The following is a 13,987-nucleotide window of genomic DNA, read 5'->3' on the forward strand; positions in this document are numbered from 1 at the left end:
TCGATGCAAATGCATTGAACTTGACGAATGCATGCAAATGCATCTATCTTGGATGCAGTTGCATCCAACTGCCGGGATCTTTGCCATGACCGCTTCACTCAGACTGATCAGCCACAAGCTTTGTCCATACGTGCAGCGCGCGGTGATCGCGCTCAAGGAGAAGGGCGTTCCGTTCGAGCGGGTCGACATCGATCTCGCCAACAAGCCGGACTGGTTTCTCAAACTGTCGCCGCTTGGCAAAGTGCCGGTGCTGGTCGTGACGACCGACAAGGGCGAGGTCGCGCTGTTCGAGAGCAACGTGATCTGCGAGTACATCGAGGAGACGCAAGGCGGTGTGAAGCTGCATCCGGCGGATGCCTTGAAGCGTGCCGAGCACCGGGCGTGGATGGAGTTTGGTTCAGCAGTGCTCGGCGATCTCTGGGGCCTGGAGACCACGACCGATCCGGCGACGTTCGAGAGCAAGCGCCAGGCGCTCGTTGCAAAATTCGCGCGGGTCGAGGCGGCGCTCGGCGCCGGTCCTTATTTTGCCGGCGAAGCGTTCAGTTTGGTCGACGCAGTGTTCGCGCCCGTCTTCCGCTATTTCGATCTGTTCGACGAGCTGACCGAGCACGGCATTTTCCGCGATGTGCCGAAGGTCCGCGCATGGCGCGCCGAACTGGCGAAGCGTCCGAGCGTCCGCACCGCGGTCGGCGCGGACTATCCGCAATTGCTGCGCGCCTTCCTGGTGCGGCATGACGCGCATCTGCTCAAGCTCGCGGCTTGAGCCCTCGCCGATGTCGCAATCCATGGCCTGGCTGATGCTGGTGGTCGCCGGCGTGCTTGATGTCGGCTGGGCGATCTCGATGAAATACGCGGAGGGCTACACGCGTGTGAGCTGGAGTATCGTCTCGCTGGTGCTGCTCGCCGCCTTTGTGTTCCTGCTCGGACGCGCCTTGAAGGTGCTCGAGGTCGGCGTCGCCTATTCGGTGTGGACGGGCATTGGCGCCGCCGGCACCTTCATCATGGGCGTCGTGCTATTCGGCGAGACCCTGAGCGCGATGAAGATCGCGGGGATCGTGCTGGTGCTGACGGGGATCGCGGCGCTCAAGCTGGCCTAGAGCTCTGCGGCCATTTTCGCGAGCGTCGCGATCGTGTTCATGTTGCGCGCGGTGCCGGTCTTGGCGGCGGGGATGACCAGCTTCGACGTGCCCATGCCGTCGCCGTAATGCACGTAGATCTCGCGGTGGCCGAGGCGGACCTCCTCCTTGTTCTGGCCGCGAATGCCGGCGAGCGCATCCGCCGGCGGCGCGTTGTCGAGGAAGATCGCGACGGTGCGGTTGGGCGCGGCCTTTGGAAACGGATTATCGGCCAAGACCCGCGCCATCTCGGTGGCGCTGCGCACGAGCACGCCGACCGGCGCGCCGGCATAGGCGTGCAACCGCTTTTCGAGTGCGGTCTTGATCGCAGATTGCGACTTGCGGCTTGTGAAGACGACGTTGCCGCTTGCAATATAGGTGCGCACAGCGGCGTAGCCGAGCTCCTCGCAAATGGCCTTGAGTTCGCTCATCGGCAGTTTGCCGGTGCCGCCGACATTCACGGCACGCAGCAATGCGATGAACGCGCCCACGGAAAGCTCAGCGCACGTTGGCGAGGCGCATGTCGAGATAGGCGGTGATGGTTTCCATCAGCGGCTCGAGCTTGGCGTCGAAGAAGTGGTTGGCGCCGGGGATGACCTGCTGGTCGATCACGATGCCCTTTTGCGTCTTCAGCTTCTCGACCAGCGTGTTGACGTCCTTGGGCGGCACCACCGCGTCCTTCTCGCCATGCACGATCAGGCCAGAGGACGGGCAGGGCGCGAGGAACGAGAAGTCGTAGAGGTTGGCGGGCGGCGCGATCGAGATGAAGCCCTCGACCTCCGGGCGGCGCATCAGCAACTGCATGCCGATCCAGGCGCCGAAGGAGAAGCCGGCAACCCAGCAGGCGCGCGCTTCGGGATTGATGGTCTGCGCCCAGTCGAGCGCCGCGGCCGCGTCCGACAATTCGCCAGTGCCGTGGTCGAACGAGCCCTGGCTGCGGCCGACGCCGCGGAAATTGAACCGCAGCACGGAGAAGCCGCGATGCGCGAACGCATAGTAGCACTGGTAGATGATCTGATGATTCATCGTGCCGTGGAACTGCGGATGCGGATGCAGGACCATCGCGATCGGCGCGTTCTTCTGCTTGGCCGGATGGTAGCGGCCTTCGAGACGGCCGGCGGGGCCGGTGAAAATAACTTCAGGCATGATGATCTCTTGATTGATCCCTTGAAGACGCTCTTCAACAATCAACCGATTGTGCGGATTTCATCGGCTGCTGGGCCGATCAAGCCGCGAATGGAAGGGTGGAGCGGCGCCCTCGGATGATGCGCGAGCGGCGCGCGGCGAACTGACGCGCGCGTTCTAACATGAGGCGAGGGTCAAAAAGCAAGCATCTTGAACATCCCGCAATCGGCTCAAGATGTTAGCGTCATGGCCGTTCCGTCGCGCGATGGGGAATCCGGAATCGAGATTGCCAAGTGCTCCAGGGGAGCCCATGTCGGGTACCAGCGCTGGCGCAACAACCACGATCGCAGGTAATATAGTAGTCTATGCCGAGCCGCATCTATCTCGACTGGAATGCGACCACGCCGCTTCGTCCCGAGGCCCGAAGCGCAATGCTCGCAGCCTCCGAGCTCATCGGCAATCCCTCCTCGGTTCATGCCGAGGGGCGCGAGGCGCGACGGCTTGTCGAGGACGCGCGGGCCCTGCTTGCGACCTCCGTCGGCGCGTTGCCGCGGAACGTGGTTTTCACCTCCGCGGGAACCGAAGCCAACGCGCTGGCGCTGTCGCCGGGCCTTCGAGGGCCTTCTGGCGGGCCTGTTGAGCGGCTCCTAGTCTCGGCGGTCGAGCATGCGTCGGTGCTGGCGGGCGGCCGGTTCCCGGCCGATAGGATCGGTCAGGTCAGGGTTACGCGCTCCGGCGTGATCGACCTCGACGATTTGAAGGCGCTGCTCGGCGACGGCCCGCCGGCGCTGGTCTCCATCATGGCGGCCAACAATGAGACGGGCGCGCTGCAGCCTATCGCCGAGGCCGCGGCAATCGTTCACGCGGCTGGCGGCCTCCTGCACGTCGATGCAATCCAGGCGTTTGGAAAAATCCCTTTCGATATCAAAGCTATCGGCGCAGACCTTGCGACCTTTTCTGCACACAAGATCGGCGGTCCCAAGGGTGTTGGCGCGCTGGTCGCGGCCGAGGGCGTGGCCGGGCTTGAGCCGTTGCTGCGGGGCGGCGGGCAGGAGATGAACCGGCGCGCGGGAACCGAGAATGTCGCCGGCATTGCCGGCTTCGGGGCAGCGGTGCGGGTCGCCCTTCAGGCTTTGTCGGAGGATGCAGCGCGGATGGCAAGTCTCAGAGATCGCTTGGAAAATGGTATTCGCTCCATGGCCGGCGCAACGGTCTTCTCAAGTGACGTCAAGCGGTTGCCAAATACCGTTCTGTTCACCGCCCCCGGCCTTAAGGCCGAGACCGCGGTGATCGGCTTCGACCTCGAAGGCGTCGCCGTGTCCTCAGGCTCTGCCTGTTCCTCGGGCAAGGTTCAGCCGTCCCACGTGTTGTCGGCAATGGGGTATGATCCGACCGTCGCCCAAGGAGCGGTGCGTCTTAGTCTGGGCTGGTCCACGGAGCCGGATGACATCAACAGGGCGTTAGAGGCTTGGCGAAAGCTCGGTAATACCCTACTTAAGGGATAAGCGATGAAACACGGCTTGAACGGTTCTAAGCGCGTGCTTCCCGCCAAGAAACATCGTAATAGTCGTCCGAGTTTGATGATCCACCGCGGTCCTTGAAACCGCGAGCGGAGGATAGAATGCCAGCCGTGCAAGAGACGGTCGAGCGCGTGAAGCGCATCGACGTCGATCAGTATCGTTATGGGTTTGAGACCCTGATCGAGTCCGACAAGGCCCCAAAGGGGCTGTCGGAAGAGACCGTCAAGTTCATCTCCGAGAAGAAGAACGAACCCGCCTGGATGCTCCAGTGGCGGCTCGAAGCCTATCGGCGCTGGCTAACCATGACCGAGCCGACCTGGGCGCGCGTCGATTATCCCAAGATCGACTTCCAGGACCTCTATTATTATTCGGCGCCGAAGCCGAAGAAGACGATCACCTCGCTCGACGAGATCGATCCAGAGATTCTGAAGACCTACGAGAAGCTCGGCATTCCCTTGCGGGAAGTCGCCATGCTCGAAGGCGTCGAGCCGAAGCCCGGCGAGGAAGATCCCACGCGTCGCAAGATCGCGGTCGATGCCGTCTTCGATTCGGTTTCGGTTGCGACCACCTTTAAGGCGGAGCTGAAGAAGGCCGGCGTGATCTTCATGCCGATCTCGGAGGCGATCCGCGAGCATCCCGAGCTGGTGCAGAAATATCTGGGATCCGTGGTGCCGACCTCGGACAATTTCTACGCGACGCTGAACTCGGCGGTGTTTTCGGACGGTTCGTTCGTCTACGTGCCGCCGGGCGTGCGCTGCCCGATGGAGCTGTCGACGTACTTCCGCATCAACGAGCGCAACACCGGCCAGTTCGAGCGCACGCTGATCATCGCCGACAAGGGCTCCTACGTCTCCTATCTCGAGGGCTGCACCGCGCCGCAGCGCGACGAGAACCAACTGCACGCAGCCGTGGTCGAGCTCGTCACGCATGACGACGCCGAGATCAAATATTCGACGGTGCAGAACTGGTATCCCGGCAATTCGGAAGGCAAGGGCGGCATCTACAATTTCGTCACCAAGCGTGGCGATTGCCGCGGCAACAATTCCAAGATCTCCTGGACCCAGGTCGAGACCGGTTCGGCGATCACCTGGAAATATCCGAGCTGCATCCTGCGCGGCGACAATTCGCGTGGCGAATTCTACTCGATCGCGATCTCGAACGGCTATCAGCAGGTCGACTCGGGCACCAAGATGATCCATCTCGGCAAGAACACGTCGAGCCGGATCATCTCCAAGGGCATCGCCGCCGGCAAGTCGCAGAACACCTATCGCGGCCTCGTCACGGCGCATCGTAAGGCGACCGGCGCGCGCAACTTCACCGCCTGCGATTCGCTGTTGATCGGCGACAAATGCGGCGCGCACACCGTTCCCTACATCGAAGCCAAGAACTCGTCGGCGACGTTCGAGCACGAGGCCACCACGTCGAAGATCTCCGAGGACGTGCTGTTCTACTGCATCCAGCGCGGCCTCACGCAGGAGGAGGCGGTCGGCCTCGTGGTCAACGGCTTCGTCAAGGACGTGCTGCAGCAACTGCCGATGGAGTTCGCGGTGGAAGCGCAGAAGCTGATCTCGATCTCGCTTGAAGGATCGGTCGGCTAGCGCCGACCTCATCCTGAGGAGGCCGCGTAAGCGGCCGTCTCGAAGGATGGATACGAAAAGATTGTTGGCCTTAATCCTTCGAGACGCGCCTGCGGCGCTCCTCAGGATGAGGAGATAGATGGAAACAAGATATGGCTTTGCTCGAAGTGAAAGACCTCAAGGTTCGTGTTGAGGAACGTGAGATCCTCCACGGGCTGACGCTGACCGTGAACGAGGGCGAGATCCACGCGATCATGGGGCCGAACGGCTCCGGCAAGTCGACGCTGTCCCACGTCATCGCCGGCAAGCCGGGTTACGAGGTGACCGACGGCGAGATCCTGTTCAAGGGCGAAGATTTGCTCGCGATGGCCCCCAACGAGCGCGCCGCCAAGGGCGTGTTCCTGGCGTTCCAGTATCCGGTCGAGATCCCCGGCGTCTCCACCATGAATTTCCTGCGTACCGCGCTGAACGCGCAGCGCAAGGCGCGCGGCGAGAGCGAATATTCGACGCCCGACTTTTTGAAGAAAGTCCGCGAAGTCTCGAAGTCGCTGAACATCCCGCAGGACATGCTCAAGCGCGGCGTCAATGTCGGTTTTTCCGGCGGCGAGAAGAAGCGCAACGAGGTGCTGCAGATGGCGCTGTTTGAGCCGAGCCTGTGCATCCTCGACGAGATGGATTCCGGCCTCGACATCGACGCGTTGCGCATTGCGGCCGATGGTGTCAACGCGCTGCATTCGCCCAAGCGCGCGATGGTCGTTATCACCCACTATCAGCGGTTGCTGAACTACATCGTCCCCGACATCGTGCACGTGATGTCGAAGGGCCGTGTCGTGAAGAGCGGCGGCAAGGAACTGGCGCTGGAGTTGGAAGCGTCCGGCTACGCCCAGTTCGAGGACGCCGCGTAAGGAATTTTGCGATGAACGTTGCTGTGGCAAAGACCGGAAATGGCCGCGCGGTGAGCGATCTCTTCGCCAGCGCCGCAGGCCGTCTGCCGGGTTCGCCTTCCGTGATCGCGGTGCGTCGCGAGGCGTTCGAGACCTATGAGCGTCTCGGCCTGCCGCACCGCCGGATCGAGGAATGGAAATACACCGATCTGCGCGCGCTGGTCGGCGAGGTGCTGCCGCTGGCGGCTGCACCCGATGCGGCTGCGTTGAAGCGTGCCGCGGACGCCGTGAAGGCGCATGCGATCGCGGGCGCCCGCAAGCTGGTGCTGGTCGACGGCGTGTTCGCGGCCGATTTGTCGGACCTGAAGGCGCTTGGCTCCGAGGTGAGCGTCAAGACGTTGCGTGAGGTGCTGGAGAACAAGGCCAATCCCGCCGCCGCCGATCTCCTGCAGACCATTTCAAGCGACGCCGTGATCTCGCTCAATGCGGCGATGGCGACCGACGGCGTGGTGATCTCGGTCGCTGATGGCGCGCAGCCGTCCGCCCCGGTCCAACTTATTCATGTCGCGACCGCATCTTCGGCCTCGTCGTTCACGCGCTCGCATCTGCGTATCGGCAAGGGCGCCCGGGCGACGATCATCGAAAGCTTCGTCGCGGCTGGAAAGACGAGCGCCTATCAAGTCAACGACGCCGTCATCCTCTGGGTCGGCGACAACGCCGATGTCGCGCATATCCGCCTGATGGACGATTCGCCGGATGCGGTGAACATTACCTCGCAGTTCGTCACGGTCGGTGCGAACACGAAGCTCAATTTCTTCAACATGACCACCGGTGCTGCGGTCAGCCGCCTGCAAGGCTTCATCACGCTGGCGGGCGAGGGCAGCGAGCTCTCCGTTAACGGCGTGAACCTGTTGCAGAAGACCGAACATGGCGACACCACCCTGGTGGTCGACCACGCCGTGCCGAACTGCGTCAGCCGGGAAGTCTTCCGCGCCGTGATCGACGACCGTGCGCACTCGGTGTTTCAGGGCCGTATCATCGTTCGTCCCGACGCACAGAAGACCGACGGCAAGATGATGATCCGCGCGCTGCTGCTCTCGGACGAAGCGGAAGCCGACAACAAGCCCGAGCTCGAGATTTTCGCTGACAACGTCTCTTGCGGCCATGGCGCCACCGCCGGCGCGCTCGACGACAGCCTGCTGTTCTACCTGAAGGCGCGCGGCCTGCCGGAGAAGCAGGCCCAGGCGCTGCTGATCCAGGCTTTCGTCGGCGAGGCGATCGAGCAGATCGCCGACGATGATCTGCGCGAGCACGTGATCGGCATTGCCGAGCGCTGGCTGGAGCGGCGCCAATGAGCATGCATCCGGCAGTCAAGAACGGCTCTTACGACGTTGCGCGCGTGCGCGAAGATTTTCCGGCGCTGGCCATGCAGATCTACGGCAAGCCGCTGGTCTATCTCGATAACGCGGCTTCTGCACAGAAGCCGAGCGCCGTGCTCGATCGCATGACGCAGGCCTATACCTCCGAATACGCCAACGTGCATCGCGGCCTGCATTATCTCGCCAATGCCGCGACCGAGGCCTATGAGGGCGGCCGCATCAAGGTGGCGCAGTTCATTAACGCGCCGCGACCTGAGGAAGTGATCTTCACCCGCAACGCGACCGAGGCGATCAACCTCGTCGCCTCGTCCTGGGGCGAGCCGAACATCAAAGAAGGCGACGAGATCGTTATCTCGATCATGGAGCACCACTCCAACATCGTGCCCTGGCATTTTCTCAGAGAACGCCATGGTGCCGTGATCAAATGGGCCCCGGTCGACGACGAGGGCAATTTCCTCATCGACGAATTCGAAAAGCTGCTGACCTCGAAGACCAGGCTGGTCGCGATCACGCAGATGTCGAACGCGCTCGGCACCATCGTTCCGGTCAAGGACGTCGTGAAGATCGCCCATGCCCGCGGCATTCCCGTGCTGGTCGACGGCAGCCAGGGCGCGGTGCATATCCCAGTCGACGTCCAGGACCTCGGCTGCGACTTCTACGTCTTCACCGGCCACAAGGTCTACGGTCCGACCGGCATCGGCGTGCTCTGGGCCAAGTACGACCACCTGGTCGCGATGCGCCCGTTTAACGGCGGCGGCGAGATGATCCGCGAGGTCTCGCGCGACGTCGTCACCTACGGCGATCCCCCGCACAAATTCGAGGCCGGCACGCCGGCGATCGTCGAGGCGGTCGGGCTTGGCGCCGCCATCGACTACGTCAATTCGATCGGCAAGGAGCGCATCGCCGCGCACGAGCACGATCTCGTCACCTACGCCCAGGACAAGCTGCGCGAGATCAACTCGCTGCGGCTGATCGGGACGGCGCGGGGCAAGGGCCCGGTGATCTCCTTCGAGCTCAAGGGCGCGCACGCCCATGACGTCGCCACCGTGATCGACCGCCAGGGCATCGCGGTGCGCGCCGGCACCCATTGCGTGATGCCGCTTTTAGAGCGGTTCAACGTCACGGCCACATGCCGGGCGTCGTTCGGCATGTATAATACGCGAGAAGAAGTCGATCATCTGGCACAGGCGCTGTTGAAGGCGCGGGATTTGTTCGCATGAGTGACACGGCCGAAATCAAAGCCAATCCGATGGAAACCCAGTCGGCGCTGCCGCCTGAGGAGACCGAGCGTCTCACCACCGAGATCATCGCCGGGCTGAAGACCGTGTTCGACCCGGAAATCCCGGCTGACATCTACGAGCTCGGCCTGATCTACAAGGTCGAGATCAAGGACGATCGCTCGGTCGACGTGCAAATGACGCTGACGACGCCGAACTGCCCGGCTGCCGGCGAGCTGCCGACCATGGTCGAGAACGCGGTCGCCAGCGTTCCCGGCGTCGGCGTGGTCGACGTCAAGGTGGTCTGGGAGCCGGCCTGGACGCCGGAACGCATGAGCGACGAGGCCCGCCTCGTGCTCAACATGTGGTGACGCGTAACCCTGGCTTTAGATACTCGTTAGATCCTTGGCATTGAATTCGCTCGGCAACGGACCACATCATTGACATGACACAGATATCGTCGGGCTCGACACCAGCATCCACTCCGAAACCGCGGCGGCCGCGCCCACAAGTGATGCGGCTGACGGATGCTGCTGCCCAGCGCATCAACGAGCTGACCCAGCGCGCCGATTCCGAGATTGTGGGCCTGCGCGTCGGCGTCAAGAACGGCGGCTGCGCCGGCCAGTCCTACACGGTCGAATACGCCCATGATGTTCGCCCGACCGACGAGGTCGTCGAGGACAAGGGCGTCAAGATCCTGGTCGATCCGAAGGCCGTGCTGTTCCTGCTCGGTACCGAGATGGACTACAAGGCCGACAAGATGCAGGCCCAGTTCGTCTTCAACAACCCCAACCAGATCTCCGCCTGCGGCTGCGGCGAGTCGGTCGAGCTGCGCCCGGCGCAGATCGACGGGTAGTTTTTCCGTCATTGCGAGGAGCACTTGCGACGAAGCAATCCAGGCTGTCTCCGCGTCGACAGCCTGGATTGCTTCGCTTCGCTCGCAATGACGGCGGTGGTATGAACGCTGGGCTGCTCGCCCCGGGAAGCCTGCCATGAACCGCGAATTCCTGATCGACCTGTTCGCCGATTTCGGCCCCGTCGCCATCCGAAAAATGTTCTCCGGCTACGGCATCTCCGCCGACGGCGTCAATTTCGCGCTGGCCTTGCGCGCCGGCCTGTTTTTCCGCGCCGACGAGGTGACCATCCCGGATTTTGAAGCGGAAGGCTCGAAGCCGTTCCAATACGCGACCCGCGCCAAGACCGTGGTGGTGAACTCCTATTGGGAGCTGCCGGCTCGGCTGTTCGACGATTCCGAGGAGCTTTCGCAATGGGCGAGGGCCGCGCTCGCCGCCGCCCAGCGCGCCAAGGTGAAGAAGCGGCCCAAGCTCAAGAAGGCGGCGAAGAAGGTTGCGAAGAAGCCGCCGGCGAATAAACGAACAATCAAGAAGGCGGTTCGTAGGGTGGGCAAAGGCGCTTAGCGCCGTGCCCACCATCTTCCCGCGATTGCGACCTGTAATGGTGGGCACGCTTCGCTTTGCCTCACCCTACGACTTCACTCCACGGTCTTGGTCAGACCAACCCGCATGTCCGTGGCGGTGAAGACGCAGATGCCGTCGGCCAGCACGCGACCGTCGGCAATTCCGAGCACCAGCTTGCCGCGCCGGACCATCCTCATGGAGACTTCGTAGCGCACGCGTTGCGCGTTCGGCGTGACCTCGCCCGTGCACGCGACCTCGCCGACGCCGATGGCGCGGCCCTTGCCCGGGGAGCCCGACCATCCCAGCCAATAGCCGACCATCTGCCACATGGCATCCAGCCCCAGAGAGGCCGGCATCGTGGCATCGCCGCGATAGTGGCAATCGAAGAACCAATGGCCCGGCGCGATGTCGAGCTCGCCGACGATATGGCCCTTGCCGAACTCGCCGCCGTCCAGGCTGATCTCCGTGATGCGATCCATCATCAGCATCGGCGGCGCCGGTAATTGCGCATTGCCCGGGCCGAAATAGCCGCCCTCGCTCGATCTCAGCAGCTCATCCCTCGTGTAGGACGGTTGCGGCGTGTGAAAATCATGCGGGTTGGGCAAGACGACAAGTCCTCCGGATGCTCGCGGGCGGACCCCTCAAGGCGGCGAGAGAGATGTCGTTCGTCCGGTCAGAATGTCAAGCGCGGGTGGCGGTGCGTGGCTTCGGCGTCACGCCACCCGGTTGTGCGTCTCGACTGCGAATTCCGGATCGGCCTCGCAGATCACGCGGTTGCGGCCGTTGCGTTTGGCGGCGTAGAGGCAGGCATCCGCGCGTTCGATCAGCGCATCGGTGTCGTCGCCCGGCTTGAGCATGGAGACGCCGACCGAGATGGTGACGCGGCCGAGGATTTCGCCGGTGGACTTCTTTTTCAATTCCTTGGCCATCACCGCGCGGCGGATGTGATCGGCCACCGTGAGGGCCTGGCGCAGCGCGGTGTTGGGCAGCACGACCGCGAATTCCTCGCCGCCATAGCGGGCGGTGATGTCCTGGCCCTTGATGGTCTGCTTCAGCGACAGGCCGACCAGCCGCAGCACCTGGTCGCCGGTGAGATGACCGTAGGAATCGTTGAACGACTTGAAATGATCGATGTCGACCAGCAGCAGCGACAGCGGCTCACCGGAGGCGAGCGCGCCTTCCACGGCCATGTCGATCATGCGATCGAAATATTTGCGGTTGCCGAGCCCCGTCAGCGGATCGGTGAGGCTCTCTGCGCGGATCGCCTCCAGGCTCTGCTGGAGGTTGCTGATCTCGCTCTTCGACAGCGTCAGCCGGTCTTCCAGCGCCTTGTTGGTCTCGCGCATCTCGCGGGTCGAATGCAGCAGCGTCTCGACGATCGACTTGAGCTGCTCGCGGCTCTTGGCCGATGACAGCTTTTCGGTCGCGCCCGACAGGCTGGCATCGTAGGAGCCGGTCATCCCGAGCGCGTCGCCGAGGACCTTCATCACGTCGTCGATCTCGCCGATGACGCGCGCGCCGACCTTGTCGATGCGGTCGGTAGTCTTGATGTGGGAGAGGTAGGTCTCGTAGATCTGATCGAGATCGGCTTCGGTGAGCTTGCCGCTCCGCGCCAGCGTCTCGTTGATGATCTTGTTGAGTGGAGCGTTGTAGCCGGTGGCGTAGACGTACCAGATCTCGTAATTGCGGGGAATTGCCGTCTGCCGTAGCGATCGGATCTGACCGAGCGCTACCTCGGCGAACGCCATCGTGCGTTCGTGTTCGTCGAGCACCTTGACCACGGAACATACCCCACAGCGATCAGCGTGCCGGCGACCGCAGCAATACTTAAATTATGTTCGTAGGCTAACGGACGATCGTGAACGCCCCGTAAATATACGTCCACGAATGCATCCGAAAAAGTGCGCGCCAGCTTGGTTTCAACCAAAGCCGGGCGCGTATCGTGCTTCAGGCGCCGGCGGGGGAGCGAACCGGACGCAGCAGAAATGCCGGCAGATGCGAGTGGTCGCCCGGCTCGCTGTCGGCCTCGCGTTGGCGGCGCGGCTCGGGACGGCCGATCGACGGCACATGCGACGGATTGGCCTGCTGGCGCGCACCGTCACGCGGCTCGGATGCTGGCCTGGCTTCGCGCGGAGGTCTTGCCTCACGCGAAGGTCTGGCTTCACGCGAAGGTCTTGCTTCACGCGAAGGTCTTGCCTCGCGCGCGGGCTTTGCTTCGGAAGCGGGCCTTGCCTCGGGAACGGACCGTGCTTCGACAGAAGGCTGTGCCTCGCCACGTGGTTCGCGCGGCTCATGGCTGCGTTCGCGATCGCGACCGCGCTGCGGCTTGCCGCGTCCGCCGCGTGAACGTTCACGGCCGCGCTGCTCGCGCGGACGCTCGCTCGCATCGGATGCATCGGTGCGGACTTCGAAATCGCCTTCGGCGCGCGGAATGCTCTGGCCGATCAGCTTCTCGATCGCCACCATCGACTTCTGGTCGAGCGGCGTAACGAGCGAGATCGCCATGCCGGACCGGCCTGCGCGACCGGTGCGGCCGACGCGATGGACATAGTCGTCGGGATGGTGGGGAACGTCGAAATTGAAGACGTGGCTGACCTCGGGGATGTCGAGGCCGCGGGCGGCGACGTCGGACGCGACCAGGAGGGGCAGCTCGCCCTTGCGGAACTGCTCGAGTGCCGCCGTGCGGGCCGACTGGTCCATGTCGCCATGAAGCGCACCGACGCTGAAGCCGTGCTTTTGCAGCGATTTGTGAACGACGGCGACGTCGCGTTTGCGATTGCAGAAGATGATCGCGTTCTGGAGATCCTTGGCCTCGCGCAGCAGTCGGCGAAGCAGCTCGCGCTTCTCGTGCGCCTCGCGCCCGGCCGGGACCTGGCACTGCGTAACGGTGACAGCGGTCGTGGCAGGCTTCGATACCTCGACCTTCTGCGGATTGTGCAGGAAGGTTTCGGTGATGCGCCGGATCTCCGGCGGCATGGTCGCGGTGAAGAACAGGGTCTGCCGCGTGAACGGGACGAGCTTGCAGACGCGCTCGATGTCGGGAATGAAGCCCATGTCCAGCATGCGGTCGGCTTCGTCGATGACGAGCAGCTCGACGCCGGTGAGCAGCAGGCCGCCGCGCTCCGTGTGGTCGAGCAGGCGGCCGGGAGTTGCGATCAGCACGTCAACGCCGCGCGTCAGCTTGGCATCTTGGTCGCCGAAGGAAACGCCGCCGATCAGGAGGGCGACGTTGAGTTTCTGGCCCGCGCCGTAGCGGTCGAAGTTTTCCTTCACCTGCGCCGCGAGTTCGCGGGTCGGCTCGAGGATCAGGGTGCGCGGCATGCGCGCCCGGGCGCGGCCCTTTTCAAGAATGGTGAGCATCGGCAGCACGAAGGCCGCGGTCTTGCCGGTGCCGGTCTGGGCGATGCCGAGCACGTCCTTGCGAGCGAGGACGTGAGGGATCGCCTGTTCCTGAATGGGGGTGGGGGTGGTGTAACCGGTGGCCGCCACTGCGGCGAGGACTTTTTCGGATAGTCCGAGATGGGTAAAAGACATTGAGCCTCTGGTCGAAACCGCCGTTCGGAATCGAGGGTAATAAGGCTGTCGCGTTCCACCCCGAAACGGCGCGCTCTCAAAGAAGCTGGGGGTGCTGACTCACGCGAACAAAGCGCCAGGCTCAGGAATCGCTCTTCGATCTGAGCCGCGTCGCCACGGAACATAGGCGGGAATCGGCCAAAGTCAATGGAGCAGGCGCGGGAAGGCCCTAAAAAACC

General features: G+C 63.4%; 15 protein-coding genes. 10 read left to right on the forward strand and 5 right to left on the reverse strand.

Going from position 1 to position 13,987, the window contains the following annotated elements:
* Window positions 1-85: 85 nt before the first annotated feature.
* Together ABIB80_RS19920 and ABIB80_RS19925 are read left to right on the forward strand one after the other, a co-directional pair.
* Window positions 86-763, forward strand: coding sequence for a glutathione S-transferase family protein (locus ABIB80_RS19920; protein ID WP_354128161.1), 678 nt, complete (start codon window positions 86-88; stop codon window positions 761-763).
* Window positions 764-773: 10 nt separating this feature from the next.
* On the forward strand, window positions 774-1,097 hold the full coding sequence (locus ABIB80_RS19925) for a DMT family transporter (RefSeq protein WP_354128162.1): 324 nt from the start codon (window positions 774-776) through the stop codon (window positions 1,095-1,097).
* Here ABIB80_RS19925 and ABIB80_RS19930 read toward each other — a convergent pair.
* Complete coding sequence (locus tag ABIB80_RS19930) at window positions 1,094-1,606, reverse strand: DUF1697 domain-containing protein (RefSeq protein WP_354128163.1); 513 nt, start codon at window positions 1,604-1,606, stop codon at window positions 1,094-1,096. The genes ABIB80_RS19925 and ABIB80_RS19930 overlap by 4 nt on opposite strands.
* Window positions 1,607-1,613: 7 nt before the next feature.
* Window positions 1,614-2,261, reverse strand: a complete 648-nt coding sequence (locus tag ABIB80_RS19935) for an alpha/beta hydrolase (protein WP_007591562.1) — start codon at window positions 2,259-2,261, stop codon at window positions 1,614-1,616.
* A 344-nt stretch (window positions 2,262-2,605) separates the two neighbouring features.
* Between ABIB80_RS19935 and ABIB80_RS19940 the strand changes: the two genes are divergently transcribed.
* From ABIB80_RS19940 to ABIB80_RS19975, 8 genes are all read left to right on the forward strand, one after another.
* Window positions 2,606-3,745 (forward strand): cysteine desulfurase family protein, encoded by a 1,140-nt coding sequence (locus ABIB80_RS19940; RefSeq protein ID WP_007591560.1) that lies wholly within the window; start codon window positions 2,606-2,608, stop codon window positions 3,743-3,745.
* A 116-nt stretch (window positions 3,746-3,861) separates the two neighbouring features.
* Window positions 3,862-5,358 carry a Fe-S cluster assembly protein SufB gene (sufB, locus tag ABIB80_RS19945; protein WP_007591558.1) on the forward strand — a complete coding sequence of 499 codons (1,497 nt, stop codon included), beginning with the start codon at window positions 3,862-3,864 and terminating at the stop codon, window positions 5,356-5,358.
* A gap of 131 nt (window positions 5,359-5,489) precedes the next feature.
* On the forward strand, window positions 5,490-6,242 hold the full coding sequence (gene sufC, locus ABIB80_RS19950; protein WP_007591556.1) for a Fe-S cluster assembly ATPase SufC: 753 nt from the start codon (window positions 5,490-5,492) through the stop codon (window positions 6,240-6,242).
* A gap of 11 nt (window positions 6,243-6,253) precedes the next feature.
* Complete coding sequence (gene sufD / locus ABIB80_RS19955; protein ID WP_354128164.1) at window positions 6,254-7,576, forward strand: Fe-S cluster assembly protein SufD; 1,323 nt, start codon at window positions 6,254-6,256, stop codon at window positions 7,574-7,576.
* Window positions 7,573-8,820 (forward strand): cysteine desulfurase, encoded by a 1,248-nt coding sequence (locus ABIB80_RS19960; protein ID WP_007591552.1) that lies wholly within the window; start codon window positions 7,573-7,575, stop codon window positions 8,818-8,820. Before sufD ends, ABIB80_RS19960 begins: the two co-directional genes overlap by 4 nt.
* Window positions 8,817-9,188 carry an SUF system Fe-S cluster assembly protein gene (locus tag ABIB80_RS19965; protein WP_007591551.1) on the forward strand — a complete coding sequence of 124 codons (372 nt, stop codon included), beginning with the start codon at window positions 8,817-8,819 and terminating at the stop codon, window positions 9,186-9,188. The genes ABIB80_RS19960 and ABIB80_RS19965 overlap by 4 nt, the downstream gene beginning before the upstream one ends.
* A gap of 74 nt (window positions 9,189-9,262) precedes the next feature.
* Entirely contained in the window at window positions 9,263-9,673 is a 411-nt protein-coding gene (locus ABIB80_RS19970; protein WP_081747958.1) for a HesB/IscA family protein, read from the forward strand.
* Between the two features lie 136 nt (window positions 9,674-9,809).
* On the forward strand, window positions 9,810-10,235 hold the full coding sequence (locus ABIB80_RS19975; protein ID WP_007591550.1) for a TfoX/Sxy family protein: 426 nt from the start codon (window positions 9,810-9,812) through the stop codon (window positions 10,233-10,235).
* Window positions 10,236-10,309: 74 nt separating this feature from the next.
* On the opposite strand, the gene fabA is transcribed toward ABIB80_RS19975, so the two are convergent.
* From fabA to ABIB80_RS19990, 3 genes are all read right to left on the reverse strand, one after another.
* Window positions 10,310-10,840 (reverse strand): bifunctional 3-hydroxydecanoyl-ACP dehydratase/trans-2-decenoyl-ACP isomerase, encoded by a 531-nt coding sequence (gene fabA, locus ABIB80_RS19980; protein ID WP_354128165.1) that lies wholly within the window; start codon window positions 10,838-10,840, stop codon window positions 10,310-10,312.
* A 108-nt stretch (window positions 10,841-10,948) separates the two neighbouring features.
* Window positions 10,949-12,016 carry a GGDEF domain-containing protein gene (locus ABIB80_RS19985; RefSeq protein WP_354128166.1) on the reverse strand — a complete coding sequence of 356 codons (1,068 nt, stop codon included), beginning with the start codon at window positions 12,014-12,016 and terminating at the stop codon, window positions 10,949-10,951.
* A gap of 166 nt (window positions 12,017-12,182) precedes the next feature.
* Window positions 12,183-13,769, reverse strand: a complete 1,587-nt coding sequence (locus tag ABIB80_RS19990) for a DEAD/DEAH box helicase (RefSeq protein WP_354128167.1) — start codon at window positions 13,767-13,769, stop codon at window positions 12,183-12,185.
* Window positions 13,770-13,987 lie beyond the last annotated feature (218 nt).

Origin of the sequence: Bradyrhizobium sp. i1.15.2 (assembly GCF_040548425.1) — a bacterium.
GTDB classification, from domain to species: Bacteria; Pseudomonadota; Alphaproteobacteria; order Rhizobiales; family Xanthobacteraceae; genus Bradyrhizobium; species Bradyrhizobium canariense.

Excerpts from the sequence above, each read along its gene's own strand:
- ABIB80_RS19920 (WP_354128161.1), top strand. The coding sequence starts at position 86 with ATGACCGCTTCACTCAGACTGATCAGCCACAAGCTTTGTCCATACGTG.
- ABIB80_RS19925 (WP_354128162.1), top strand. The coding sequence starts at position 774 with ATGTCGCAATCCATGGCCTGGCTGATGCTGGTGGTCGCCGGCGTGCTT.
- ABIB80_RS19935 (WP_007591562.1), bottom strand. The coding sequence starts at position 2,261 with ATGCCTGAAGTTATTTTCACCGGCCCCGCCGGCCGTCTCGAAGGCCGC.
- ABIB80_RS19940 (WP_007591560.1), top strand. The coding sequence starts at position 2,606 with ATGCCGAGCCGCATCTATCTCGACTGGAATGCGACCACGCCGCTTCGT.
- sufB (WP_007591558.1), top strand. The coding sequence starts at position 3,862 with ATGCCAGCCGTGCAAGAGACGGTCGAGCGCGTGAAGCGCATCGACGTC.
- sufC (WP_007591556.1), top strand. The coding sequence starts at position 5,490 with ATGGCTTTGCTCGAAGTGAAAGACCTCAAGGTTCGTGTTGAGGAACGT.
- sufD (WP_354128164.1), top strand. The coding sequence starts at position 6,254 with ATGAACGTTGCTGTGGCAAAGACCGGAAATGGCCGCGCGGTGAGCGAT.
- ABIB80_RS19960 (WP_007591552.1), top strand. The coding sequence starts at position 7,573 with ATGAGCATGCATCCGGCAGTCAAGAACGGCTCTTACGACGTTGCGCGC.
- ABIB80_RS19965 (WP_007591551.1), top strand. The coding sequence starts at position 8,817 with ATGAGTGACACGGCCGAAATCAAAGCCAATCCGATGGAAACCCAGTCG.
- ABIB80_RS19970 (WP_081747958.1), top strand. The coding sequence starts at position 9,263 with ATGACACAGATATCGTCGGGCTCGACACCAGCATCCACTCCGAAACCG.
- ABIB80_RS19975 (WP_007591550.1), top strand. The coding sequence starts at position 9,810 with ATGAACCGCGAATTCCTGATCGACCTGTTCGCCGATTTCGGCCCCGTC.
- ABIB80_RS19990 (WP_354128167.1), bottom strand. The coding sequence starts at position 13,769 with ATGTCTTTTACCCATCTCGGACTATCCGAAAAAGTCCTCGCCGCAGTG.